Below are 21977 nucleotides of genomic sequence, written 5' to 3' on the forward strand. Positions count from 1 at the left end.
GCCCGCCCTGTCGACGGCGCCGGGCCCGGGACCCGCTCCTACGGCTCCAGCACCGGCAGCAGCTCCGGCAGGTGCCCGTCGGACGCCTGCGCCGCGTGGACCCGCTCCTCCGGGACGGCCCCGTACAGCGTGGTGCGCGGCTTGGACGGGCGGCCCGCCGCGTCGGCCACCGCGATCAGGTCCTTGACCGACTTGTACGAGCCGTAGGAGGAGCCCGCCATGCGGGAGATGGTCTCCTCCATGAGCGTGCCGCCCAGGTCGTTCGCGCCCGAGCGCAGCATCTCCGCCGCGCCCTCCGTGCCGAGCTTCACCCAGCTCGTCTGGATGTTGGGGATGTGCGGGTGGAGGAGGACCCGGGCCATGGCCGTCACCGCCCGGTTGTCGCGGGTCGTCGGGCCGGGGCGGGCGATGCCGGCGAGGTAGACCGGCGCGTTGGTGTGGATGAACGGGAGCGTCACGAACTCCGTGAAGCCGCCGGTCTCCTGCTGGATCGACGCCAGGGTGCGCAGGTGGCCGAGCCAGTGGCGGGGCTGGTCCACGTGCCCGTACATCATCGTCGAGGAGGAGCGGATGCCGAGTTCGTGGGCGGTCTTGATGACCTCGATCCAGTCGGCCGCCGGGAGTTTGCCCTTGGTGAGGATCCAGCGGACCTCGTCGTCGAGGATCTCCGCCGCCGTGCCGGGGATCGAGTCGAGGCCCGCCTCCTTGGCCGCCGTGAGCCACTCGCGGATGGACATGCCGGTGCGGGTCGCGCCGTTCACGACCTCCATCGGCGAGAAGGCGTGCACATGCATGCCGGGCACGCGCTCCTTGACCGCCTTCGCGATGTCGAAGTACGCCGTGCCGGGCAGGTCCGGGTGGATGCCGCCCTGCATGCAGACCTCGACCGCGCCGACGTCCCACGCCTGCTGCGCCCGGTCCGCGACCTGGTCGAGGGAGAGCGTGTACGCGTCCGCGTCCGTGCGGCGCTGGGCGAAGGCGCAGAAGCGGCAGCCGGTGTAGCAGACGTTCGTGAAGTTGATGTTCCGCGTGACGATGTACGTGACGTCGTCGCCGACCACCGACTTGCGGATGTCGTCCGCGATGCCGCAGAGCGCGTCGAGAGCGGGGCCGTCGGCGTGCAGGAGGGCGAGCGCCTCGTCGTCCGTGAGCTTCGTCGGGTCGTCGGCCGCCTGCTTCAGGGCCGCGCGCACGTCGCCGTCGATGCGGGACGGCTCCATGCCGGGGGCCGCCTGCTCGCGCAGCGCCTCCCAGTCGCCGTAGACCACGTCGAAGTCGTCGCGGCGGTCCTTCGTGCGGCCCTCGGTGTCGATGGTGCGGTGCAGGTCGGTGCGGCCCGACGCCGCCACGTACCCCTCGTCGGGCTCCTGCCAGGGGCGGCCGACGACGGGCGCGTCGGCGACCGCGAGCCCTTCGGCGTCGGACAGCGCCTGCACGTGCGGGAGCAGCCGCGGGTCCAGCCACGGCTCGCCGCGCGTGACGAACTCCGGGTAGACGCAGAGACGTTCGCGCAGCTCGAAGCCGACCTCCGCGGACTGCCGCGCCAGCTCGTCCAGTTGGGGCCACGGCTTCTCGGGATTCACGTGGTCGATGGTCACCGGGGAGACGCCGCCCCAGTCGTCGATCCCGGCCGCGATGAGCCGCGCGTACTCGCCGTCGACGAGGTTCGGCGGGGCCTGGATGTTCCCCGACGGGCCCATGATGTGCCGGGCGACCGCCACGGTGGCGACCAGGTCGTCGAGTTCCGCGTCCGGCATGCCGCGCATCGCCGTGTCCGGCTTGGCGCGGAAGTTCTGGATGATGAGTTCCTGGATGGCGTGGTACGAGCGGGCGGTGCGGCGCAGCGCGAACAGCGACTCGGCGCGCTCCTCGTACGTCTCCCCGATCCCGATGAGGAGACCGCTGGTGAACGGGACGGACGAGCGGCCCGCGTCCTCCAACACCCGCAGCCGGACGGCCGGTTCCTTGTCGGGCGAGCCGTAGTGCGGCATGCCCGGCTCCGACCACAGCCGCTCGGCGGTCGTCTCCAGCATCATGCCCATGGAGGGCGCGACGGGCTTGAGCCGCTGGAAGTCGGTCCACGACAGGACGCCCGGGTTGAGGTGCGGCAGCAGCCCCGTCTCCTCCAGGATCCGGATCGAGATGGCCCGCACGTACGCGATGGTGTCGTCGTAGCCGTGCGCGTCGAGCCACTCCCGGGCCTCGGGCCAGCGGTCCTCCGGCTTGTCGCCGAGGGTGATCAGGGCTTCCTTGCAGCCCAGTTCGGCGCCCTTGCGCGCGATGTCGAGAACCTCGTCGGGCGACATGAACATTCCGTGGCCCTCGCGGCGCAGCTTGCCGGGGACCGTCACGAACGTGCAGTAGTGGCACTTGTCACGGCACAGCCGGGTGAGCGGGACGAACACGCTCTTGCTGTACGTGATGACACCCGGCCGCCCGGCCGCCTCCAGGCCCGCGTCGCGCACGCGGGCGGCGGACGAGGTGAGATCGGCCAGGTCGTCGCCGCGCGCCTGGAGCAGCACGGCGGCCTCGGTGACGTCGAGAGCGACACCGTCCCTGGCCCGTTTGAGCGCGCGGCGCATCGAGTTGGCAGTGGGCTGGCTCTGCTGTACGGCGTCCTGATCACTCATGAACCGAGCATACGAGCGCCATCCGGACACTTCGAGGGCGCCCGCCGGAGCCCTTCCCTTGCAACGGAGTTCACGGCTCAATACAAGGGTTGCGCACGTCACATCGGACACTGTGGGAGCCGCGAAATGTGCACGGACGACATACACCAGGATGCGGGGCAGGAGAGCGGACACGGCGTCGGCAGACGCGCGCTGCTCGTGACCGGCGCCGCGAGCGCGCTTACGCTCACCACCATGAGCTTCGCCAGCGCCGCCGACGGCTCGACCTCCACGAAGACGCTCAAGGGCACCCTGCCGCCCGGCTCTCCCGACTACGTGTACCTGCCGGTCGAGGTCCCCTCGGGGGTGCGGGAGTTCCGGGTCTCGTACACGTACGAGAAGGCCACCGGGCTCCCCGCAGGCACCCAGAACAACGCCCTGGACATCGGCGTCTTCGACGAGCGCGGCACCGGGCTCGGCGGCGCGGGCTTCCGGGGCTGGTCGGGCGGCGCCCGCACCGAGTTCTTCGTCCGCGCCGACGACGCGACGCCCGGCTACATCCCGGGCCCGGTCCGCCCCGGCCGCTGGAACATCGCGCTCGGCCCGTACACGGTCGCCCCGGAGGGCCTGCCGTACGAGGTGACGGTGACGCTCACGCACGGCAAGGCGGATCCGACGCCACGGCCCACGTACCCGCCGCAGCGCGCCCGCGGCCGGGGCCGCGCCTGGTACCGCGGGGACTGCCATCTGCACTCCTGGTACTCGGACGGCCGCCGCACACCCGCCGAGATCGGCGCGCTCGCCCGCGCGGCGGGGCTCGACTTCATCAACACGTCCGACCACAACACGCACTCCGCGCACGCCCACTGGTCGGACGTGGCGGGCGACGACCTCCTCGTGCTGATCGGCGAGGAGATCACCACGCGCAACGGGCACGTGGTCGCGCTCGGTACCGACCCCGGCACGTTCGTCGACTGGCGCTACCGGGCACGCGACAACCGCTGGGCGAAGTACGCGCAGCAGATCCGCCGCGCGGGCGGCCTGGTCGTCCCGGCGCACCCGCACGCCACCTGCATCGGCTGCGGCTGGAAGTTCGGCTTCGGCGAGGCGGACGCGGTCGAGGTGTGGAACGGCCCGTACACGCCGGACGACGAGGTGTCCCTGGCCGACTGGGACAACACGCTGGTCGCGTACGCCCGTTCCAAGGGCCGCACGGGGTGGATCCCGGCCATGGGCAACAGCGACGCGCACCGCGATCCGGACCGGGTGGGCGGCCCGCAGACCGTGGTCCTGGCGGACGACCTGACCCGCGAGGCCATCCAGGCGGGCATCAAGGCGGGCCACTCGTACGTCGCGGAGTCCTCGTCGGTCGAGCTCACCTTCACGGCGACCGGCGGCAAGGGCGAGGTCGCGGGCATCGGCGAACGCCTCGCGGTGGACCCGGACACGCCGGTCACGGTCGACGTGAAGGCGAAGGCGCCGGCCGGTTGCACCCTGCACCTGGTCACGGACCAGGGCACGCTCTTCACCTCTGCGGCGGGCGCGGAGTCGGCGACCTGGCGCACGACGCCCTCCTACGCGGCCTACGTCCGCGCGGAGCTCCGCCACACCCCGACGGTGACCGGGCTCCCCGGCCCCTTGGCGGCCTTCACGAACCCGATCTTCCTCGGCTCCTGACACTCCAAGTCCCTTGCGGGCGATTGAGGTGCGCACCTCTTGCGCCTTCGGCGAAGAGGCGCGCAATTCCAGCCCCGCCGGCGATTGAGGCGCGCAATTCCAGCCCCGCCGGCGATTGAGGCGCGGGGTCCGGGGCAGAGCCCCGCGGCCGCAACACCGGCGCCGATGCCCACGCCCTGGGGCGCTGCCCCAGACCCCGCTGCTCAATCGCCGCAGGGGCTTGAAAAGCCGCTGATCAAGCCCCGCAGGGGATGGCCTACTCCTCGACGACCAGCACCGGCGTCTCCCGGTTCAACACCTCGCCCCGGAAGAACGCCGGGCTGCGCCGCCCCATCACCAGCATGATGACCACGCCGACGAGCAGCAGGCCGACGCCGATCACGAAGACCGAGCCGACCCCGAACACCGAGGAACCGCTGCCGTACGCCGGGTTCCACATGTCGACGAGCGTCTTCACGAAGACGGCGGACAGCAGGACGCCACCGAGCAGCGGGAAGAGCCCCTTGAAGGTGAGGTCGCGCACCGAGCGGCGCAGCTCCGCCTTGAAGTACCAGGCGCAGGCGAAGGCCGTCAGCGCGTAGTAGAAGCAGATCATGAGGCCGAGCGCGTAGATCGTGTCGACGAGGACGTGCTCGGAGACCAGCGTCATGACCGTGTAGAAGACGGCCGTCGCGACGCCCGCGGTGACCGTCGCACGGCCGGGCGTGCGGAACTTCGGGTGCACGCGCGCGTACGACGCCGGCAGCGCCTCGTACGTCGACATGGCGAGGACCGTGCGGGCGACCGGGATGAACGTGGTCTGGAGGCTCGCCGCCGCCGAGGCGAGGACGGCGAGGAAGAGGAGGATGCCGAGGCCGGGGCCCATCACCGGGCCCGCGAGCGCCGCGAACACGTTGTCGGAGGTCTCCGGGTTGGCGAGGCCGAGGCCCTTGTCGCCGGAGCCCACGACCATCTGCGCGGCCACGCCCGTCGCCAGGTACGAGCCGACCAGGACGACCATCGCGATGAGCGCGGCGCGGCCCGGCGTCTTGTCGCTGCCGATGGTCTCCTCGTTCGCGGTCAGGCAGGTGTCCCAGCCCCAGTACATGAAGATCGACAGGGACAGGCCGGCCGTGAACGCGCCGAAGGACTGCACGGAGAACGGGTTCAGCCACGACCACGAGAAGTCCACCGAGGTCCCGGCGAAGTCCGCGGAGCCCGCCTTGGCCACCGCCATCGCGACGAAGACGGCGAGCACCACCAGCTGGAGTCCGACCAGCGTGTACTGCACGCCCTTCGTCGCGGTCATGCCCCGGTAGCTGATCGCGGTCGCGGCCGCGATGAGGACGAGGCACGTGACGATGTGGACGGCCTTGTTGTCGTCGAGCGCCGCCACCGACGTGCTGTTGGTGATCTCGCCCGCGAGCAGCCAGAAGTACGAGGTCGCGACCCCGGCGAGGTTCGAGAGCACGATGATCGTCGCGATCACCAGGCCCCAGCCGCACATCCAGCCGACGCGCGGCCCGAACGCCTTCACGGTCCAGGTGAAGGACGTGCCGCAGTCCGGCATGACCTTGTTGAGCTCCCGGTACGCGAAGGCGACAAGCAGCATCGGCAGGAAGCCCGCGAGGAACACGGCCGGCATCTGGAGGCCGACCTCGCCGGCCGTGGAGCCGAGCGTGGAGGTCAGGCAGTAGACGGGGGCGACCGTGGAGACGCCGATGACGGCACTGCCGAGCAGCCCGACGGAGTTCCCGCCGAGGCCCTTGCCGCCGCCGCCCGCGGTGGTGTCTGCGGCCCGCTCCGTCGAGGGCCCTGCGTCCAACTGAGTCATGAACAGGACGTTAAATCCTGCGGTTTCCACATCTGGCGGGATTTGTCGCGACCTCGGCGACTGTCAATCCATGGGGAATCCGGGCGGACGCCCGGTGCATCCCAGGGAGACGAGTCGAGTCTACCGGTAGATCGCAGGCCAAAAGCCCGGCGTTCGATATTCGGTAATCGAAGCCGGGTCCGTTTTCACCCGTTTCAAAATTTTCCCGTGACTACTGCGTCACGTGCGGCGTCCTGAAGCGGCGGACGGCGACGGGCACCGCGTAGAGCAGGCCGAGCGTCGCCAGGCTGAGGACCGGCGCCAGCAGCTGGGTCGAGATGCACAGGGCCAGCACGACCGCCGCCGCGAGCCCGATCCAGAACAGCAGGTACTCGCGGTCGCCGCCGCCCTGCCGGGACAGCTTCGCCGCCGTCCAGATCAGCACGGCGACGGCGGCGGTGTCGATCAGCCCCAGCACGTTCGGGACGTGCAACAGCGCGGCGATGCCCGCCGGCACCAGCCACAGCAGGCCCAGCAGGGGGCGTCCGGGCAGCCCGGGGCCCCCGTCGTGCCGCGCGGCGGTCCCGCGCGGCGCGGGCCCCGAGGACGGTCGCGTGGCCGCCACCGGGTGCGCCCCCACCTGCTGCCCGTACCCGGGCCAGGCCGGGGCCGTCGGCTGCTGGGCGAAGTGCGCGGCGCCGGGCGGCGTCGAGGGCGGGGCGGAGTACGGCGTCGCGAGCGGCGCGGCCGGTGGTTCGGCGGGCGGCGGCACGGACGAGGGCCCGGCGTGCGGCCCCCGCGTGGTCGCGTCGTGGAACCCGGCGCCGACCGCACCGCCGGGAGGGGTCTCCGGGCCCGGCTCCGTGGCCCCGGGCCCCGCCCCGTTCAGCACCGTGTCGGCCCGTGCCTCCAGGTTCAGGAGCTGCCCCGACGTGCGGGCGATCAGCGAGACGACCTCCGCGGGCAGCCACGTGTCGTTCGTCGCGTCGCGCGTGCGCGCCCGGTCGACGAGCTGCCGCGCGTCCGGGCGCCGCGCCGCCTCCGGGTCGAGGCACTGCCGGATGAGGTCCCGCAGCTCGGCCCCCACGCCCGGGAGCTGCGGGTCGAGGCTGCCCCGGTGCGGCTGGACGCCGGTGGCGGCGAAGGCGAGCGTGAGGCCGTAGCTGTAGACGTCGGTCGCGGCGGTGACCTTCTCGCCGTACGCCTGCTCCGGGGACATGTAGGCCGGGGTGCCGATCCGGACCCCGGTCGAGGTGAGCCCCGCCGAGGTCAGGCCGGCGTCGAGCGCGGCGTGCACGATCCCGAAGTCGATGAGGCGCGGCCCGTCGGCGGACAGCAGCACGTTGGACGGCTTGAGGTCGCGGTGCACGAGCCGGTCGCGGTGCACGTGCTCGAGGGTCTGCGCGAGGTCGGCGGCGAGCCGCCACAGCGACGCGGCCGGCAGCGGCCCGAACCGGTCGACCGACTCCTGGAGGGAGGGCCCGGACACGTACTCCGACGCGTACCAGGGATGGCGCTCGTCCAGGCCGGTGTCGACGACCGGCACCGTCCCCGGCGCCCCGACCCGCCGCACGACGTCCGCCTCGCGTCTGAACCGCTCGCGGAAGCCCGGCTGCGCCGCCATGTCGGCGTGGATGAACTTCAGCGCGACGGAGCGGCCTCCCGCGTTGCGGGCCAGATAGACCCGCCCCATGCCGCCCTCACCGATCCGCCCGAGCACCCGGTACGTTCCGACCGTGCGCGGATCCCGCGCCTCCAGCGCCTCCATGGAACCCCCGGTTCCGCCGTCGTGGCCATCTACAACTGCGCATTTTCACATGCCCAGTTGTAGACACGCAGGAGAGCGGTCCGAGGGTTCCGTGGGGCTGGTGGTGTTGTCCCCGTCTACCCGGGCCAGACGATCGACTGCCACTCGCTGTACGCGTGCAAAGCGTACGAACCGACGTCCCGGCCGACTCCGCTCTTCTTGAAGCCGCCGAACGGCGCCTCCATGTTCCGGCCGATGGTGTTCACGCCGACCCCGCCGGCCCGCAGCCGCCGCGCGACCCGGAAGGCCCGCGCGACATCGCCCGACCACACGTAGTCGATGAGGCCGTAGTCGGAGTCGTTGGCGAGGGCGACCGCCTCGTCCTCGTCCCCGTCGAACGGCACCACGGCGACGACCGGCCCGAAGATCTCCTCGCGCACCACCCGCATGTCGTTGGTGCAGTCGGCGAGCAGCGTGGGCGCGACGTAGACCCCCTGGTCAAGAGCGGGCCGCTCGCCACCGGCGACGACCGTCGCGCCCTCCTTGCGCCCCAGCTCGACGTACGACTCGACCCGCTCGCGGTGGGCCGCCGAGATGACGGGCCCGACGACGGTCCCCTTCGCGCGCGGGTCGCCGACCTTCATGTAGCCGATGTACGCGGTCAGCTTGGCCACGAACTCGTCGTACACGGACCGGTGCACGATCGCCCGCGTCGGGGCGGTGCAGATCTGCCCGCTGTAGAAGGCGTACGTCGTCCCGATCCCGGCCACCGCCGAATCCAGGTCGGCGTCGTCCAGGACGACCGCGGCGCCCTTGCCGCCCAGCTCCATCAGCTGCCGCTTCATGGACCGGCCGCACACCTCGCCGATGCGCTGCCCGACGGCGGTGGAACCGGTGAAGGACACCATGTCGACGTCCGGGGAGTCCACGGCGGCCTCACCGACGCCGACCTCGGTGCCGCTGACGACGTTCACGACACCTGCCGGGACTCCCGCCTCCTCCAGTGCGGCGGCCATCCGGAACACGGACAGCGGGTCCTGCGGCGCGGGCTTCACGACAACGGTGTTGCCCATGGCGAGCGCGGGCGCGACCTTGCCCGCCGGGTTGGCCCACGGGTTGTTGTACGAGGTGATGCAGGTGACGACGCCGACCGGCTGCCGCACGGCGAGCGCGCCCGTGACACCCGCCTTCCCCATCGGCCCGGCTTCGTTGATCTGTGGCGTCATCGCCTCCTCGACCGGCTCCAGGGCCCCCTTCGCGTACCGCCGGAACCGCGCGACACCCACCGCCACCTGCATGCCGCGCGCGGTCCCGGTCGTCGCGCCGCTCTCGGCCTGCGCGAGCTCGGCGTTGGCGACGAAGTCCCGCTGCATCAGGTCGGCGGCCCGGTCGAGGATCGCGGCGCGCTCCTCGGGCTTCGTGCGCGACCACGACTCGAAGGCGTCACCGGCCGCGCGCGCGGCGTCGTACACCTGCTGCTTCGAGGCCTCGGGGGCATGCCCGACGACGGTCTCGCTCGCCGGATCGACGACGTCGTAGTGCCCGGCATCGGGCTCGACCCACTCGCCGCCGATGAACAGCCGCTGGGACTCGGTCACTTGGTGCTCACCGTCCGTGTGTCGGCGCCCGACCGCAGCACCTTGCCGGGCACGGCGCCGCTCACGACGTCGCCGCGCATGGCTTCAACTCCGTTGACCCACACGGCATTGATGCCGATGGCCTTCGAGTCGAGGCGCGGGCTGTCGCCGGGCAGATCGTGCACGAGGGTCGCCTTGCCGGCGTCGATGGTCTCGGGGTCGAACAGCACCAGGTCGGCGTGGAACCCCTCCTGGATCCGCCCGCGCTCCCGCAGCCCGAACAGCTGGGCCGGGTCGTCGGTGAGCATCTTCACGGCGGCCTCCAGGCCGAGCAGCTTCCGCCCGCGCAGGCAGTCCCCGATGAACCGGGTCGTGTACGGCGCCCCGCACATCCGGTCCAGGTGCGCGCCCGCGTCGGACCCGCCGAGCATGACGTCCTCGTGGTTCCAGGTCTCGGCCCGCAGCGCCCAGGAGTCCGGGTCGTTGTCGGTCGGCATCGGCCACAGCACCGTACGCAGCCGGTCGTTGGCGCAGATCTCGACGAGGCACTCGAAGGGCTCCTGCCCCCGCTCGGCGGCGATGTCCTTGACGACCCGCCCGCTCAGGCCCTCGTTGGCCTCGGAGTACGTGTCCCCGATGACGTACCGCCCGAAGTTGGCGAGCCGCCGGAAGACCCCGGCCTCCTTGCTGTCGGCGCGGCGCAGCATCTCGCCGCGCACCTCGGGGTCCCGCAGCTTGGCGATCCGTTCGTCGACCGGCAGCCCGAGGACGTCGCCCCACCCGGGTATCAGATTGAGCGCGCAGAACGTCCCGAGGCTCATGTTCATCGGCGTCAGGATCGGCATCGTCAGGGCGACGATCCGGCCGCCGGACTTACGGGCCCGCTCGCTCGCCTCCAGCTGCCGCGGCACCCGCTCGGGCACGGCGGCGTCGATGGTGAGCACGTTCCAGTTGAGCGGCCGCCCGGCAGCAGCCGTCATGTCCACGAACAATTCGATCTCGTCATCGCTGAACTGATCGAGACACCCGGCCACGATGGCCTCGATCTGCGTCCCCTCGTGCTCGCCGACCGCCTTGCTGAGCGCGATCATCTCGGCGGGCTTCGCGTGCCGGGAGGCGACGGGCTGGCCGTCACCGTCGGAGTGCGAGGACGACTGGGTGGTGGACAGCCCCCAGGCCCCGGCCTCCATCGCGTCCTTCAGCAACCCGACTATCCGGTCGAGTTGCTCAGGGGTCGGCTGCCCGCCAACGGCATCGGCCCCCATCACATACCGCCGCAGGGCACAGTGCCCCACCATGAACCCGGCGTTGACGGCGATCCGCCCGTCGAGGGCCCCCAGGTAGTCCCCGAAGGAATTCCACGTCCACGGAGCGCCCTCCTCCAGGGCGACCAGCGACATCCCCTCCACCCTGGACATCATCCGCCGCGTGTAGTCGGCGTCACCGGGCTGCTCGGGGTTCAACGGGGCGAGCGTGAACCCGCAGTTGCCGCCGGCGACGGTCGTCACGCCGTGATTGAGCGAGGGCGTGGCGTACGGGTCCCAGAACAGCTGGGCGTCGTAGTGCGTGTGCGGATCGACGAACCCGGGCGCGAGCACGAGCCCCGAGGCGTCCTCGGCACTCCGCGCCTCCTCGGCGACCTTCCCGGGCTCGGCGACGACGGCGATCCGCCCGCCCCGAATCCCGACATCAGCGACAAAGGCAGGCGCACCGGTCCCGTCGACAACGGTGGCGCCCTTGATGAGGTGGTCGAGCATACGAGTCCGTCTCCCTTCACTCTTCAAGTCTCTGCGGCCCCCGATCCCGCATTCCCAGCCTTCACGGCACCCGAGCCCACATCTCAAGCCCTCGCGGCACCCGAGCCCACATCTCAAGCCCTCGCGGCACCCGAGCCTGATTTCCAGCTCCCGCGGCGGTCGAGCACGCATTTCAAGCCCCTGCGGCGATTGAGCAGCGGGGTCCGGGGCAGAGCCCCGATCTCTCAAGCCCCGCCGGCGATTGAGGCGCGGGGCCCGGGGCGGAGCCCCGCGACGTCAACCACGCCACCCGCACCGCCCGAAGGGCCCCGACCTCCGTCCGGGAGGGGAAGCCGGGGCCGGCCCAACCGGACTACACGGCCGACCGGAACCTGGTCGTCCGGTGCACCGGATCCGTATCGATCTTCGGAATCACGTGCTCCCCGATCAGCTTGATCGAGTTCAGCGTGTCCTCGTGCGACACCCCGATGGGCAGCCCGAACGACAACTGGTCCGCCCCCGCCTGCTCCCACCGCTTGCACTGCTGGAGCACCTCGTCCGGGTCACCGCAGATCATCAGCTCCTCGGCGATGAGCAGCTCGATGATCTCCTCGGAGTAGTCCGGAAGCAGCTCCGGCCACTCGGGAATTCCCTCGGGCCGCGGGAACGTGTCGTGGTACCGGAACAGCAGCGACTGCAGGTAGTTCAGCCCGCCGTTGACCGCGATCTGCACCGCCTTCTCGTGCGTCTCGGCACAGATCGCCGTGGACGTCACCATGACGTTGTCGTTGACGAAGTCGCCGATGGGGTCCGGGTCCTGGATGGCGGTCTTGTACTGCTCGAGGACCCACTCCATGTCGGAGACCTTCTGCACGCTGAACCCGAGAACACCCAGCCCCTTCTTCGCCGCCATCGCGTACGAGGGCGGGGACCCGGCCGCGTACCACATGCCGGGGTGCGACTTCCCGTACGGCTTGGGCAGCACCTTGCGGGGCGGCAGCTCCCAGTGCTTGCCCTTGAACCCGACGTACTCGTCCTGGAGCCACATCTTCGGGAACTCGCGGATGGTCTCTTCCCAGATCTCCTTGGTGTAGTTCATGTCGGTCACACCCGGCATGAACCCAAGAATCTCGTGGCTTCCCGCACCACGCCCGCTGCCGAACTCGAAGCGTCCCTCGCTGAGGTGGTCGAGCATGGCGACCTTCTCCGCGACCTTCACCGGGTGGTTGACCGGCGCCAGCGGGTTGAAGATGCCGGACCCGAGGTGGATCCGGTCCGTCGCGTGCGCGAGGTACCCCAGGAAGACGTCGTTCGCGGAAAGGTGCGAGTACTCCTCCAGGAAGTGGTGCTCGGACGCCCAGGCGTACTTGAAGCCGGACTTGTCCGCCTGGATGACGTACTCGGTCTCGTTCATGAGCGCGCGGTGCTCGGCCGTCGGGTCGGTCAGCGCCTGCTTGCCCAAGTATCCCTGTACAAAGAGCCCGAATTCCAAGGAGGTTCACCGTCCTCGTCAGTTTCTGACGCATCGTCAGATTGGATGGGTCGACTGTTCCACTGCGGTGGTTGAGCGTCAATACCTGACGCAGCGTCAGATAGGGTCGTGGGGCTCAGAGCACGCTGACGCCCGCCAGCCACCCGCCGTCCACGACGAACGGCTGACCCGTGATGTACGCCGAGTCCTCCTCCGCGCTGAGGAAGAGCGCGAGCCGCGCGACCTCCTCCGGCTTCCCGACCCGGCCGAGCGGCACGAGCTTCTGGTACAGCTCGTCGAGGGCCTGCGCGGCCTCCTCGGTGTTCGCCTCCGGGTCGAGCTGCGACGGATTGCTCATGGCGGTGTCGATGGCGCCCGGGCAGACGGCGTTGACCCGGATCTTCTGCGCGGCCAGCTCCAGGGCTGCGACGCGCGTGAGCCCCACGATGGCGTGCTTGGTGGCGGTGTACGCCCCGACGTACGCCATCCCCGTCACGCCCGTGTACGAGGAGGTGTTGACGATCGAGCCACCGCCCGCGGCACCGATCTCGGGCGCGACGGTCTTGATCCCCAGGAACGCCCCCACCTGATTGACCTGGATGATCTGCTGGAACTCGTCGAGGGGCGTCGAGACCAGCTCGTTGAAGCGCAGGATCCCCGCGTTGTTGACGAGTCCGTCGATCTTCCCGAAGGCGGCCTTGGCGGTGCCGACCGCGGCGACCCAGTCCTCCTCCTTGCTCACATCCAGGTGCACATAGACGGCATTGGAGCTGCCGAGATCCTTGGCGACGGCCTCGCCCTGGTCGTCGAGCACGTCGGCGACGACGATCTTCGCCCCTTCCGAGGCGAACAGCCGCGCCTCCTGCTCCCCCTGTCCGCGCGCCGCACCGGTGATGAGGACCACGCGTCCGTCGAGCTTGCCCATACGTCGAACCCCTTGCCTTGTCGGTCAGTTGAGGTCGTTCAGGTGCGGAGCGACTTCGGCGGCGAAGGCCGCCATCTGGTCGGTGAGTTCCTTGCGCGTCCGGCTGCGGAACCGGATCTGGATCTGCTGCACGCCCATCGCGGCGTAGGCCCGCAGCGACTCGGCGATCGCCTCGCCCGGGCCGGTGAGGGTGCGCCGCCCGACGCCCCACGCCGGCTCTCCGACATACAGCGGTTCGGTGATGGCACCCACGGTGAGCGGCGCCTCGATCCCGGCCTCGGCGCGCAGCCGCCGCAGCTTCTCGATCTGCGCCGGGAGCCGGTCCCGGGGGTCGCCCTGCGGCAGCCAGCCGTCGCCCTTGAGCGCGGCGCGGCGCACGGCGGGGGCGGAGGAGCCGCCGACCCAGATCGGCACGTGCCGCTGGGCGGGCCGGGGCCGCTGCCCGAGCCCCTCGAACCGGAACAGCTCCCCTTTGTGCACCGGGAACTCCTCCGGCCCGAGGGCCGCCTTCAGGGCATCGACACTCTCGTCGAGCACGGCGCCGCGCTTGGCGAAGTCGACGCCGAGCGCCTCGAACTCCTCCTGTACGTGTCCGGCCCCGACGCCCAGGACGAGCCGGCCGCCGCTGAGGTGGTCGAGCGTCGCGTACTGCTTGGCGGTGACGAGCGGATGCCGCAGCCCGACGATCGCGACGTGACTGAGCAGCCGTACGCGTTCGGTGACGCCCGCCAGGTAGGAGAGCGTGGCGACGGGGTCGTACCAGGTCGTCGACATGGCGTCGGCGAGGCGGCGCGGGATGGCGACGTGGTCGCAGCTCGCGATGTAGTCGAAGCCGCTCCGGTCGGCGGTGCGGGCGATCTCGGCGAGATCCTCGACGCCCGCGGCCGCCTCCCACGGTTCGGCGTAGACGGTGCTCTGGGACTGGACCGGGAGTTGCATTCCGTACGCGAGCGACACCATGAGGTCCCCTGCCGATCGGTTTCTGACGGACCGTCACATCCTCACGCCTGACGGTGTGTCAGGCAAGCCCCTGCACCGCCCCGTCCGGCCACCCGCCCCGACGCCTCGGGGCTCCGCCCCGGCCCCCGCGCCTCAATCGCCGGCGGGGCTTGATATGCCCACCCGCCGCAGGGGTTTGGGTTTTCAAGCCCCTGCGGCGATTGAGCAGCGGGGCACGGGGCAGAGCCCCGATCTTTTGAGACCGTCCGGCGCTTGAGGCGCCGGGGCGGGGCCACGACCGGTCAAGGGCGCCAGCACCCGTCCGGGTCCAGACCGAGCAGGTCAATCGCATTGCCGCGGACCAACCGGTCGACCACGTCCCCCGCCAGGTGCCCCATCTGCGCCTCACCGACCTCCTTCGACTTGGGCCACGTCGAATCGGAGTGCGGGTAGTCCGTCTCGTAGAGAACGTTCCCGACCCCGATGGAGTCGAGATTCTTCAGCCCGAACGCGTCGTCGAAGAAGCAGCCGAAGACGTGGTCGGCGAAGTACTCGGACGGCGGCTTGCGCACCTTGTCGGCGACCCCGCCCCAGCCCCGGTTCTCCTCCCAGACCACATCCGCCCGCTCGAGGATGTACGGGATCCACCCGATCTGCCCCTCCGCGTACATGATCTTCAGGTCCGGGAACCGCTCGAACTTCCCGCTCATCAGCCAGTCCACCATCGAGAAACAGCAGTTGGCGAAGGTGATCGTCGATCCGACGGCCGGCGGCGCGTCCGGCGATGTGGACGGCATCTTGCTGCTCGACCCGATGTGCATCGCGATGACCGTCCCGGTCTCCGCACACGCCGCGAGGAACGGATCCCAGTCGTCCGTGTGGATGGACGGCAGACCGAGATGCGGCGGGATCTCGGAGAACGCGACCGCCCGCACCCCGCGCGCGGCATTGCGCCGCACCTCCGCCGCCGCCAGCTCCGGGTCCCACAGCGGCACGAGGGTCAGCGGTATGAGCCGCCCCTGCGCCTCGGGCCCGCACCACTCGTCCACCATCCAGTCGTTGTACGCCCGGACGCCGAGCAGCCCGAGCTCCCGGTCCTTGGCCTCGGTGAAGGTCTGCCCGCAAAAGCGCGGGAAGGTGGGGAAGCAGAGGGCGGACTGGACGTGGTTGACGTCCATGTCGGCGAGCCGCTCCGGCACGCTGAAGGACCCCGGCCGCATCTGCTCGTACGTGATGACTTCCAGCTTGATCTCGTCCCTGTCGTAGCCGACCGCGGTGTCGAGCCTGGTCAGCGGCCGGTGCAGGTCCTCGTACACCCACCAGTCGCCGATCGGCCCGTCGTCGCCGGGCGCGCCCATGACCGGCGCGAACTTGCCGCCCAGGAAGGTCATTTCCTTCAGGGGGGCGCGGACGATCCGCGGCCCGGTGTCACGGAACTTCTTCGGCAGCCGGTCGGACCAGACGTTCGGCGGCTCCACGGTGTGGTCGTCGACGGAGATGATGCGCGGGAAGTCGGCCGATTCCAGAGGGTTTTGAGCGTTTCGAGTGCTTTCTGTCTCCGTGGTCTCCATGGGCTCACGGTAGCGCTGATCTGACGACCCGTCAGCTAGTGGGGGCGCAGTGGTTCCCGATGGCTTACGCGTGAGGTCTCTGTGATGGGTGCCTTCCACGGCTGACGTTTCCGCCAGGAACAAGGCAAACTGACGGCAGTTGTCTTTGATGTGCGCGCAACACGGCGCGCCGGTTGGACGGCGCGACAGAATGACGTGCGCGGAACGACGCGTGCGGACGTGGCGGCAGGGAGCAGCGAAGATGGTCGGTGGACCGCGGGTACCGGAGCAGCGGCGTGCCGCCGTGCCCGACGACCCCTCGGACGCGGCCCCGGCCGCGGGCGCCGACCTGCGCTTCAGCGTGCTCGGACCGGTCCGGGCCTGGCGCGGCGACGAGCCCCTCGCCACCGGTTCCCCGCAGCAGCGCGCGCTCCTCGCCGCCCTCCTGCTGCGCCAGGGCCGCACGGCGACGGCGGCCGAACTCATCGACTCCGTATGGGGCGAGGAGCCCCCGTCTCAGGCGCTGGCCGCGATCCGCACGTACGCCTCTCGGCTGCGCAAGATACTCGGCCCCGGCGTCCTGGAGACCGAGGCGGGCGGCTACGCGCTGCGGATGGCGCGGCCCGACGCCCTCGACCTGGCGGCGGCCGAGGACCTGGCGGCGCGGGCCGAGCGGGCCCGGCAGGCCGCCGACCTGTGCCTGGCACGGACACTGGCGAACGAGGCGCTCGCCCTGTGGGACGGCGAGCCGCTGGCCCACGTACCGGGCCCGCACGCGGAGACGGAGCGCGCCCGCCTGGAGGAGTGGCGCCTCCAACTCCTGGAGACCCGCCTCGACATGGACCTGGAGCAGGGCTGCCACGCGGAGGCCATCTCGGCGCTCACGGCGCTGACGGCCGACCACCCGCTGCGCGAGCGCCTGCGCGAACTCCTCATGCTGGCGCTCTACCGCTCGGGCCGCCAGGCCGAGGCCCTCGCCGTCTACGCGGACACCCGCCGCCTCCTGGCCGACGAGCTCGGGGTGGACCCGCGCGCCGGCCTCTCCGAGCTCCAGCAGCGCATTCTCCAGGCGGACCCGTCCCTGTCCGAGCCCTCGGCGCAGCCGCCCGAGCCCGCGCAGACGCCGCAGCGCCCGGCCCAGCTCCCGGCCACCGTCCCGGACTTCACGGGCCGCGCGTCCTTCGTGACGGAGCTGAGCGACACCCTCGCCGCCGCGTCCTCCGAATCGGGCGCGGGCTCGGTGATGGCGGTCTCGGCGGTGGCGGGCATCGGCGGGGTCGGCAAGACCACGCTCGCCGTGCACGTGGCGCACGCGGCCCGCGCCGCGTTCCCCGACGGGCAGCTCTACGTGGACCTCCAGGGCACGAGCCCGCGCCCCGCCGAACCCGAGACGGTCCTCGGCTCCTTCCTCCGCGCCCTCGGCACCCCGGACTCGGCGGTCCCCGAGTCCCTGGAGGAGCGCTCGGCCCTGTTCCGCTCGACCCTCGACGGCCGCAGGACCCTGGTCCTCCTCGACAACGCGCGGGACGCGGCGCAGGTCAGACCGCTGCTGCCGGGCACGGCGGGGTGCGCCGCGCTGATCACAGGCCGGGTCCGGATGGTCGACCTGGTCGGCGCGCACCTCGTCGACCTGGACGTCATGTCCCCCGACGAGGCGCTGCTCCTCTTCACCCGCATCGTGGGCGAGGAGCGGATGACGTCGGAGCGCAAGGCGGCCCTCGACGTCGTCGCGGCCTGCGGCTTCCTCCCCCTGGCCATCCGCATCGCGGCCTCCCGCCTCGCGGCCCGCCGCACCTGGACGGTCTCGGTCCTCGCCGCGAAGCTCGCGGACGAGCGCCGCCGCCTCGACGAGCTCCAGGCCGGCGACCTGGCGGTCAAGGCCACCTTCGAGCTCGGCTACGGCCAGCTGGAGCCCGCCCAGTCCCGCGCCTTCCGCCTCCTGGGCCTCGCGGACGGCCCCGACATCTCCCTCGCGGCGGCCTCCGCGGTCCTCGACCTCGACCTCGAGTCGACGGAGGACGTCCTGGAGTCCCTGGTCGACACCTCCCTCCTGGAATCCGCCGCCCCCGGCCGCTACCGCTACCACGACCTGGTCCGGCTCTACGCGCGTGCGTGCGCGGAACGCGACGAGACGGCCGGGGAACGGGAGGCGGCGCTGTCGCGGTTGCTGGACTTCTATCTGGCGACCGCAACGCGCGTCTACGCGATCGAACGGCCGGGGGACCGCCTGGTGGATCACGTCGCGGCGACGAACCACCCGGGCCTCTCCTTCCAGGACCACACGGCGGCTCTGGACTGGCTGTTCGCCGAGTCCGAATGCCTGCTGGCCTGCCTCCAACAGTCGCTTCGGGCCGACCTGTTGCAGCGGGCGGCGAGCCTCATCCTCGTGGCCAAGGACCTGTCGGAATCGGGTGCCAGTTCACTGCGGTACGAGCGTGCCGCCGTCGCTCTGCGCGACAGGGCCCGCGAGCTGGGCGATGCCGTCGCGGAGGCGCGGGCGCAGACGACGCTGTCCCAGGTGTGGGCGTTCGCGGGCCGGTTCGACGAGGCGGAGCGGGCGGCCGCGGCCGCGATGGACCTGGATGCCGCGTCGGACCCCTGGTCGAACGGCCACGCACCGCACGAGCGCGGCATCATCGCCTTCTACCGCAACGACCTCGACCAGGCGGACACGTACCTGCGTGTGGCCCTCGAGAACTTCCGCGCGGACAAGAACACCCCGGGTGAGGCCAGCGCACTGTGCAACCTCTCCCGCATCCACCTCGCCCAGGGCAGGCCCGACAGCGCCATAGAGCTCGCCGAGCAGGGCATCGAGATCTACGACCGCCTCGGCACGGCCCTGCGCCTGGCCAACGGACGGTACGCCCTCGGCCTGGCACTGACCGCCGCCCGTCGATACGGCGAGGCGCTCGACCAACTGACCGCCGCCCTCGGCATCTTCCGCGAGAACCGCCAGCCCCTGTGGGAGGGCGTCACGCACCTCCGGCTCGCCGAGGTGCATCTCGCGGCCGAGCGCGCCCCGCTCGCCGCCGCCCACGCCGAGCAGGCCATCGCCCTGCGCGGCATCGGTGGGGAGTGGCGCCGCGGCGGCATACTGACCGTTCTCGGCAAGTCGTTGGCCATGCTCGGCCAGCCGGACCGGGCGCACGCCTGCTGGAGCGAGGCCCTCGCCATCTACGAGCGCCTCGGCTCCCCCGAGGCCGCCGAGGTCCGGATGTTGATGAAGCCCGTCGCCGCTTAGGGCCCCTCCGGGCGGCCGTTCATCATTCGTTTATCGCGGCACGCCACTCTCTTCATTGCCGACCCGTCGCGTCGGGGGGCAGACGGATTGGCGGTCGGGCCGGCCGTTACGGTGACGGCCCTACGGCGGCCGCCCGGCAACCCACGGGGGAGTTGCCGGGCGGACGTCTTCCGCACGTACGCCACCAACAGGGAGATCATCGCCATGAGCGACAAGATCAAGCCGCAGGACAGCCACATCTCGAGCGAGGAACCCGACGAGGTGAAGCCGCTCGACAGCCACATCTCGAGCGAGGAACTCGACGAGGTGAAGCCGCAGGACAGCCACATCTCCGGCGGCACCGTCACCCCGCAGGATTCTCATATATCCGGCGAAAAGGCCTGAGACCACCACGGAGACGGGGATCGGCCGCGGCGGACCGGAGGGGGAACCGCCGCGGCCGAGGTGTGTCCGGAGCCGGTGCCGCCCGCTAAAGGCCGAGCACCCGCCCCTCCCCCACCGGCAACCCCTTGTCCCACCAGTGGTCGTAGCGCCGGTACGCGCCCGGATCCCGGTCCACCAGCAGGCGGGCCACGCCACGGGCCTCGGTCTCCAGGGCCTCCCACGCCGCCTTGGGCAAGGGGCGGAACGCGCCCACCTCCACGCCCCCGCCCTCCGGGGCGAGGCGCCAGACGCCGGCCACGTGTCCGTCCACGAGGACCGTCGGCAGCACGTCCCCGTTCACCCTGGTCACATGCCCCCGGTACTCCGGCGGAAGCACCCGGCCCCGGTCCGCGTAGGCCAGGAGCACGCTGTCCCACATCGCCATGAGCCGCGGCGGCGCGGGCACCTCCGGATCGGGCAGCACCCCGCCCGGCACGTCGTACAACACCTCACCGCCCGGCCCCGTCAACCGCTCCAGGTCCTCGTCGAGCGCCGCCCGCACCCGCCCCTTCTGCACGAGCGCGAACTGGGCCATGTCCGCCACGGACGCCGGCCCGAACCCCGCCAAGTAGCGGCGGATCAGGGCCCGCAGCCCCGCGTCCGCCGCCTCCGGATCCCGCAGGATCGGCCGCGCACCCGACTCCGCCGCCACGAACAACTGCCGCTTGTCGGAGGCGTACGACCACGGCGAACCCACCACCGGCGCATGCCACAGCGGCGCGTACTGCCGCAGCATCCGGCAGGCCGTCACCAGCTTCTCGCCGTCGGGGCCGACCCGCCCCGCGAACCACTCCGTCAACTCCCCTGCCGTACGCGGCCGTTCGGCGAACCGCAGCAGCTCCGGCAGCAGCGCGTCCGCGTCCTCCGCCACCAGACCCGACGCCCGGAACCGCGGATCCCCGAGGCGCGCACCCCGCACCGTCGGCTCCACCGCCGCCCGGAAGTCCCGGTAGTCGTCGACGTGCACCGCGTGCAGCGTGATCCGCATCAGCGTCGACTTCACCGCCCGGAACCCGCCGAACACCCCGTCCAGGTCCCCCGGTTGGAACCCCGCCACCCGGTTCCACAGCGCCACGTACGGCGAAGCGGGCTGCTGCGCCTGGAGCGCGACAACCCGCCGTAGTGCCTCCTCGGCCCCCACGTCCGCCCGGCCGAGCAGCAACTGCCTGGCCAGAGTCGACCTGTTGAGGCCCCGCGCGGAGATCGAGTTCGTGGTCATGCCGGGATTCTTCCGGCACGACCCACCCCGCGCACCCTGAAAGGGTCAGTCCAGCTTGCGGGCCACCTCCGTGGCCCAGTACGTGAGGATCATGTTCGCGCCGGCCCGCTTGATGCCGAGCAGCGACTCCATGATCGACTTGTCCCGCTCGATCCAGCCGCGCTCCGCCGCCGCCTCGATCATCGCGTACTCGCCGCTGATCTGGTACGCCGCCACCGGCACGTCGGACGCGTCGGCGACCCGGGCCAGGATGTCGAGGTACGGGCCCGCCGGCTTCACCATCACCATGTCGGCGCCCTCTTCGAGGTCGAGCGCCAGCTCCCGCAGGGACTCCCGGACGTTCGCCGGGTCCTGCTGGTACGTCTTGCGGTCCCCCTGCAGCGAGGAACCGACGGCCTCGCGGAACGGGCCGTAGAAGGCGGAGGAGTACTTCACCGTGTACGCGAGCACGGCGACGTCCTCGCGGCCGATCTGGTCCAACGCGTCGCGGATGACGCCGATCTGACCGTCCATCATGCCGCTCGGGCCGACGATGTGCGCGCCCGCGTCGGCCTGGACCTGCGCCATCTCCGCGTACCGCTCCAGCGTCGCGTCGTTGTCGATCCGGCCCTGCTCGTCGAGGACGCCGCAGTGGCCGTGGTCCGTGAACTCGTCCAGGCACAGGTCCGACATGACCAGCAGATCGTCGCCGACCTCGGAACGCACGTCCCGCAGCGCGAGCTGGAGGATCCCGTCGGAGTCCGTGCCGACCGTGCCCCGGCCGTCCTTCTTCTCGTCCAGCGGCACGCCGAACAGCATGATCCCGGAGACGCCCGCCTCGGCGGCCTCGGCCGCGGCCTTCTTCAGGGAGTCACGGGTGTGCTGGTACACGCCCGGCATGGAGCCGATCTCCACCGGGGCGTCGATCCCCTCGCGCACGAACGCGGGCAGGATCAGGTCGGACGGATGCAGCCGCGTCTCGGCGACCATGCGCCGCATGGTGGGAGTCGTCCGAAGCCGCCGCGGCCGCGTACCGGGGAAAGAGCCGTACCGAGTCACTGAACCTGTCACCTCTACCTACCTACGGGATAC

14 protein-coding genes are annotated in these 21977 nt (G+C 71.3%); 3 read left to right on the forward strand and 11 right to left on the reverse strand.

Annotated elements, in window-relative coordinates:
- Positions 1–38: 38 nt before the first annotated feature.
- Entirely contained in the window at positions 39–2630 is a 2592-nt protein-coding gene (locus tag ACZ7L4_RS37430) for a bifunctional FO biosynthesis protein CofGH (RefSeq protein WP_472109506.1), read from the reverse strand.
- A 126-nt stretch (positions 2631–2756) separates the two neighbouring features.
- Here ACZ7L4_RS37430 and ACZ7L4_RS37435 point away from each other — a divergent pair, with 126 nt between their 5' ends.
- Positions 2757–4286: a CehA/McbA family metallohydrolase gene (locus tag ACZ7L4_RS37435; RefSeq protein ID WP_472109507.1), complete on the forward strand. Its 1530-nt coding sequence runs from the start codon at positions 2757–2759 to the stop codon at positions 4284–4286.
- A 256-nt stretch (positions 4287–4542) separates the two neighbouring features.
- On the opposite strand, the gene ACZ7L4_RS37440 is transcribed toward ACZ7L4_RS37435, so the two are convergent.
- The 8 genes from ACZ7L4_RS37440 to ACZ7L4_RS37475 form a co-directional block, all read right to left on the reverse strand.
- Positions 4543–6099 carry an APC family permease gene (locus ACZ7L4_RS37440; protein ID WP_472109508.1) on the reverse strand — a complete coding sequence of 519 codons (1557 nt, stop codon included), beginning with the start codon at positions 6097–6099 and terminating at the stop codon, positions 4543–4545.
- 211 nt (positions 6100–6310) lie between these two features.
- Positions 6311–7846 (reverse strand): serine/threonine-protein kinase, encoded by a 1536-nt coding sequence (locus ACZ7L4_RS37445; protein ID WP_472109509.1) that lies wholly within the window; start codon positions 7844–7846, stop codon positions 6311–6313.
- A gap of 116 nt (positions 7847–7962) precedes the next feature.
- Positions 7963–9423: an aldehyde dehydrogenase family protein gene (locus tag ACZ7L4_RS37450; RefSeq protein WP_472109510.1), complete on the reverse strand. Its 1461-nt coding sequence runs from the start codon at positions 9421–9423 to the stop codon at positions 7963–7965.
- A complete protein-coding gene (locus ACZ7L4_RS37455; protein ID WP_472109511.1) occupies positions 9420–11159 on the reverse strand; it encodes an N-acyl-D-amino-acid deacylase family protein in 1740 nt (579 codons plus the stop codon). Before ACZ7L4_RS37455 ends, ACZ7L4_RS37450 begins: the two co-directional genes overlap by 4 nt.
- Positions 11160–11511: 352 nt before the next feature.
- Entirely contained in the window at positions 11512–12630 is a 1119-nt protein-coding gene (locus ACZ7L4_RS37460; protein WP_472109512.1) for an LLM class flavin-dependent oxidoreductase, read from the reverse strand.
- A gap of 115 nt (positions 12631–12745) precedes the next feature.
- Complete coding sequence (locus ACZ7L4_RS37465) at positions 12746–13534, reverse strand: SDR family NAD(P)-dependent oxidoreductase (RefSeq protein ID WP_472109513.1); 789 nt, start codon at positions 13532–13534, stop codon at positions 12746–12748.
- A gap of 24 nt (positions 13535–13558) precedes the next feature.
- On the reverse strand, positions 13559–14494 hold the full coding sequence (locus ACZ7L4_RS37470) for an LLM class F420-dependent oxidoreductase (protein ID WP_472109514.1): 936 nt from the start codon (positions 14492–14494) through the stop codon (positions 13559–13561).
- Positions 14495–14775: 281 nt separating this feature from the next.
- Entirely contained in the window at positions 14776–16044 is a 1269-nt protein-coding gene (locus tag ACZ7L4_RS37475; RefSeq protein WP_472109515.1) for an amidohydrolase family protein, read from the reverse strand.
- A gap of 241 nt (positions 16045–16285) precedes the next feature.
- On the opposite strand from ACZ7L4_RS37475, the gene afsR reads away from it, so the two are divergent.
- Positions 16286–19264 (forward strand): SARP-family global regulator AfsR, encoded by a 2979-nt coding sequence (gene afsR / locus ACZ7L4_RS37480; RefSeq protein ID WP_472109516.1) that lies wholly within the window; start codon positions 16286–16288, stop codon positions 19262–19264.
- 204 nt (positions 19265–19468) lie between these two features.
- Positions 19469–19648 carry a hypothetical protein gene (locus ACZ7L4_RS37485; RefSeq protein WP_472109517.1) on the forward strand — a complete coding sequence of 60 codons (180 nt, stop codon included), beginning with the start codon at positions 19469–19471 and terminating at the stop codon, positions 19646–19648.
- Positions 19649–19733: 85 nt separating this feature from the next.
- Here ACZ7L4_RS37485 and ACZ7L4_RS37490 read toward each other — a convergent pair whose 3' ends face one another.
- Both ACZ7L4_RS37490 and hemB read right to left on the reverse strand, forming a co-directional pair.
- Positions 19734–20906 carry a winged helix DNA-binding domain-containing protein gene (locus tag ACZ7L4_RS37490; protein ID WP_472109518.1) on the reverse strand — a complete coding sequence of 391 codons (1173 nt, stop codon included), beginning with the start codon at positions 20904–20906 and terminating at the stop codon, positions 19734–19736.
- 45 nt (positions 20907–20951) lie between these two features.
- Positions 20952–21944 carry a porphobilinogen synthase gene (gene hemB / locus ACZ7L4_RS37495; protein ID WP_472109519.1) on the reverse strand — a complete coding sequence of 331 codons (993 nt, stop codon included), beginning with the start codon at positions 21942–21944 and terminating at the stop codon, positions 20952–20954.
- Positions 21945–21977: the final 33 nt, after the last annotated feature.

The sequence above is a fragment of the Streptomyces sp. NPDC107575 genome (assembly GCF_055657265.1).

Excerpts from the sequence above, each read along its gene's own strand:
- ACZ7L4_RS37470 (WP_472109514.1), bottom strand. The coding sequence starts at position 14,494 with ATGGTGTCGCTCGCGTACGGAATGCAACTCCCGGTCCAGTCCCAGAGC.
- ACZ7L4_RS37475 (WP_472109515.1), bottom strand. The coding sequence starts at position 16,044 with ATGGAGACCACGGAGACAGAAAGCACTCGAAACGCTCAAAACCCTCTG.
- ACZ7L4_RS37465 (WP_472109513.1), bottom strand. The coding sequence starts at position 13,534 with ATGGGCAAGCTCGACGGACGCGTGGTCCTCATCACCGGTGCGGCGCGC.
- ACZ7L4_RS37455 (WP_472109511.1), bottom strand. The coding sequence starts at position 11,159 with ATGCTCGACCACCTCATCAAGGGCGCCACCGTTGTCGACGGGACCGGT.
- ACZ7L4_RS37485 (WP_472109517.1), top strand. The coding sequence starts at position 19,469 with ATGAGCGACAAGATCAAGCCGCAGGACAGCCACATCTCGAGCGAGGAA.
- afsR (WP_472109516.1), top strand. The coding sequence starts at position 16,286 with ATGGTCGGTGGACCGCGGGTACCGGAGCAGCGGCGTGCCGCCGTGCCC.
- ACZ7L4_RS37435 (WP_472109507.1), top strand. The coding sequence starts at position 2,757 with ATGTGCACGGACGACATACACCAGGATGCGGGGCAGGAGAGCGGACAC.
- ACZ7L4_RS37490 (WP_472109518.1), bottom strand. The coding sequence starts at position 20,906 with ATGACCACGAACTCGATCTCCGCGCGGGGCCTCAACAGGTCGACTCTG.
- ACZ7L4_RS37440 (WP_472109508.1), bottom strand. The coding sequence starts at position 6,099 with ATGACTCAGTTGGACGCAGGGCCCTCGACGGAGCGGGCCGCAGACACC.
- ACZ7L4_RS37445 (WP_472109509.1), bottom strand. The coding sequence starts at position 7,846 with ATGGAGGCGCTGGAGGCGCGGGATCCGCGCACGGTCGGAACGTACCGG.
- ACZ7L4_RS37430 (WP_472109506.1), bottom strand. The coding sequence starts at position 2,630 with ATGAGTGATCAGGACGCCGTACAGCAGAGCCAGCCCACTGCCAACTCG.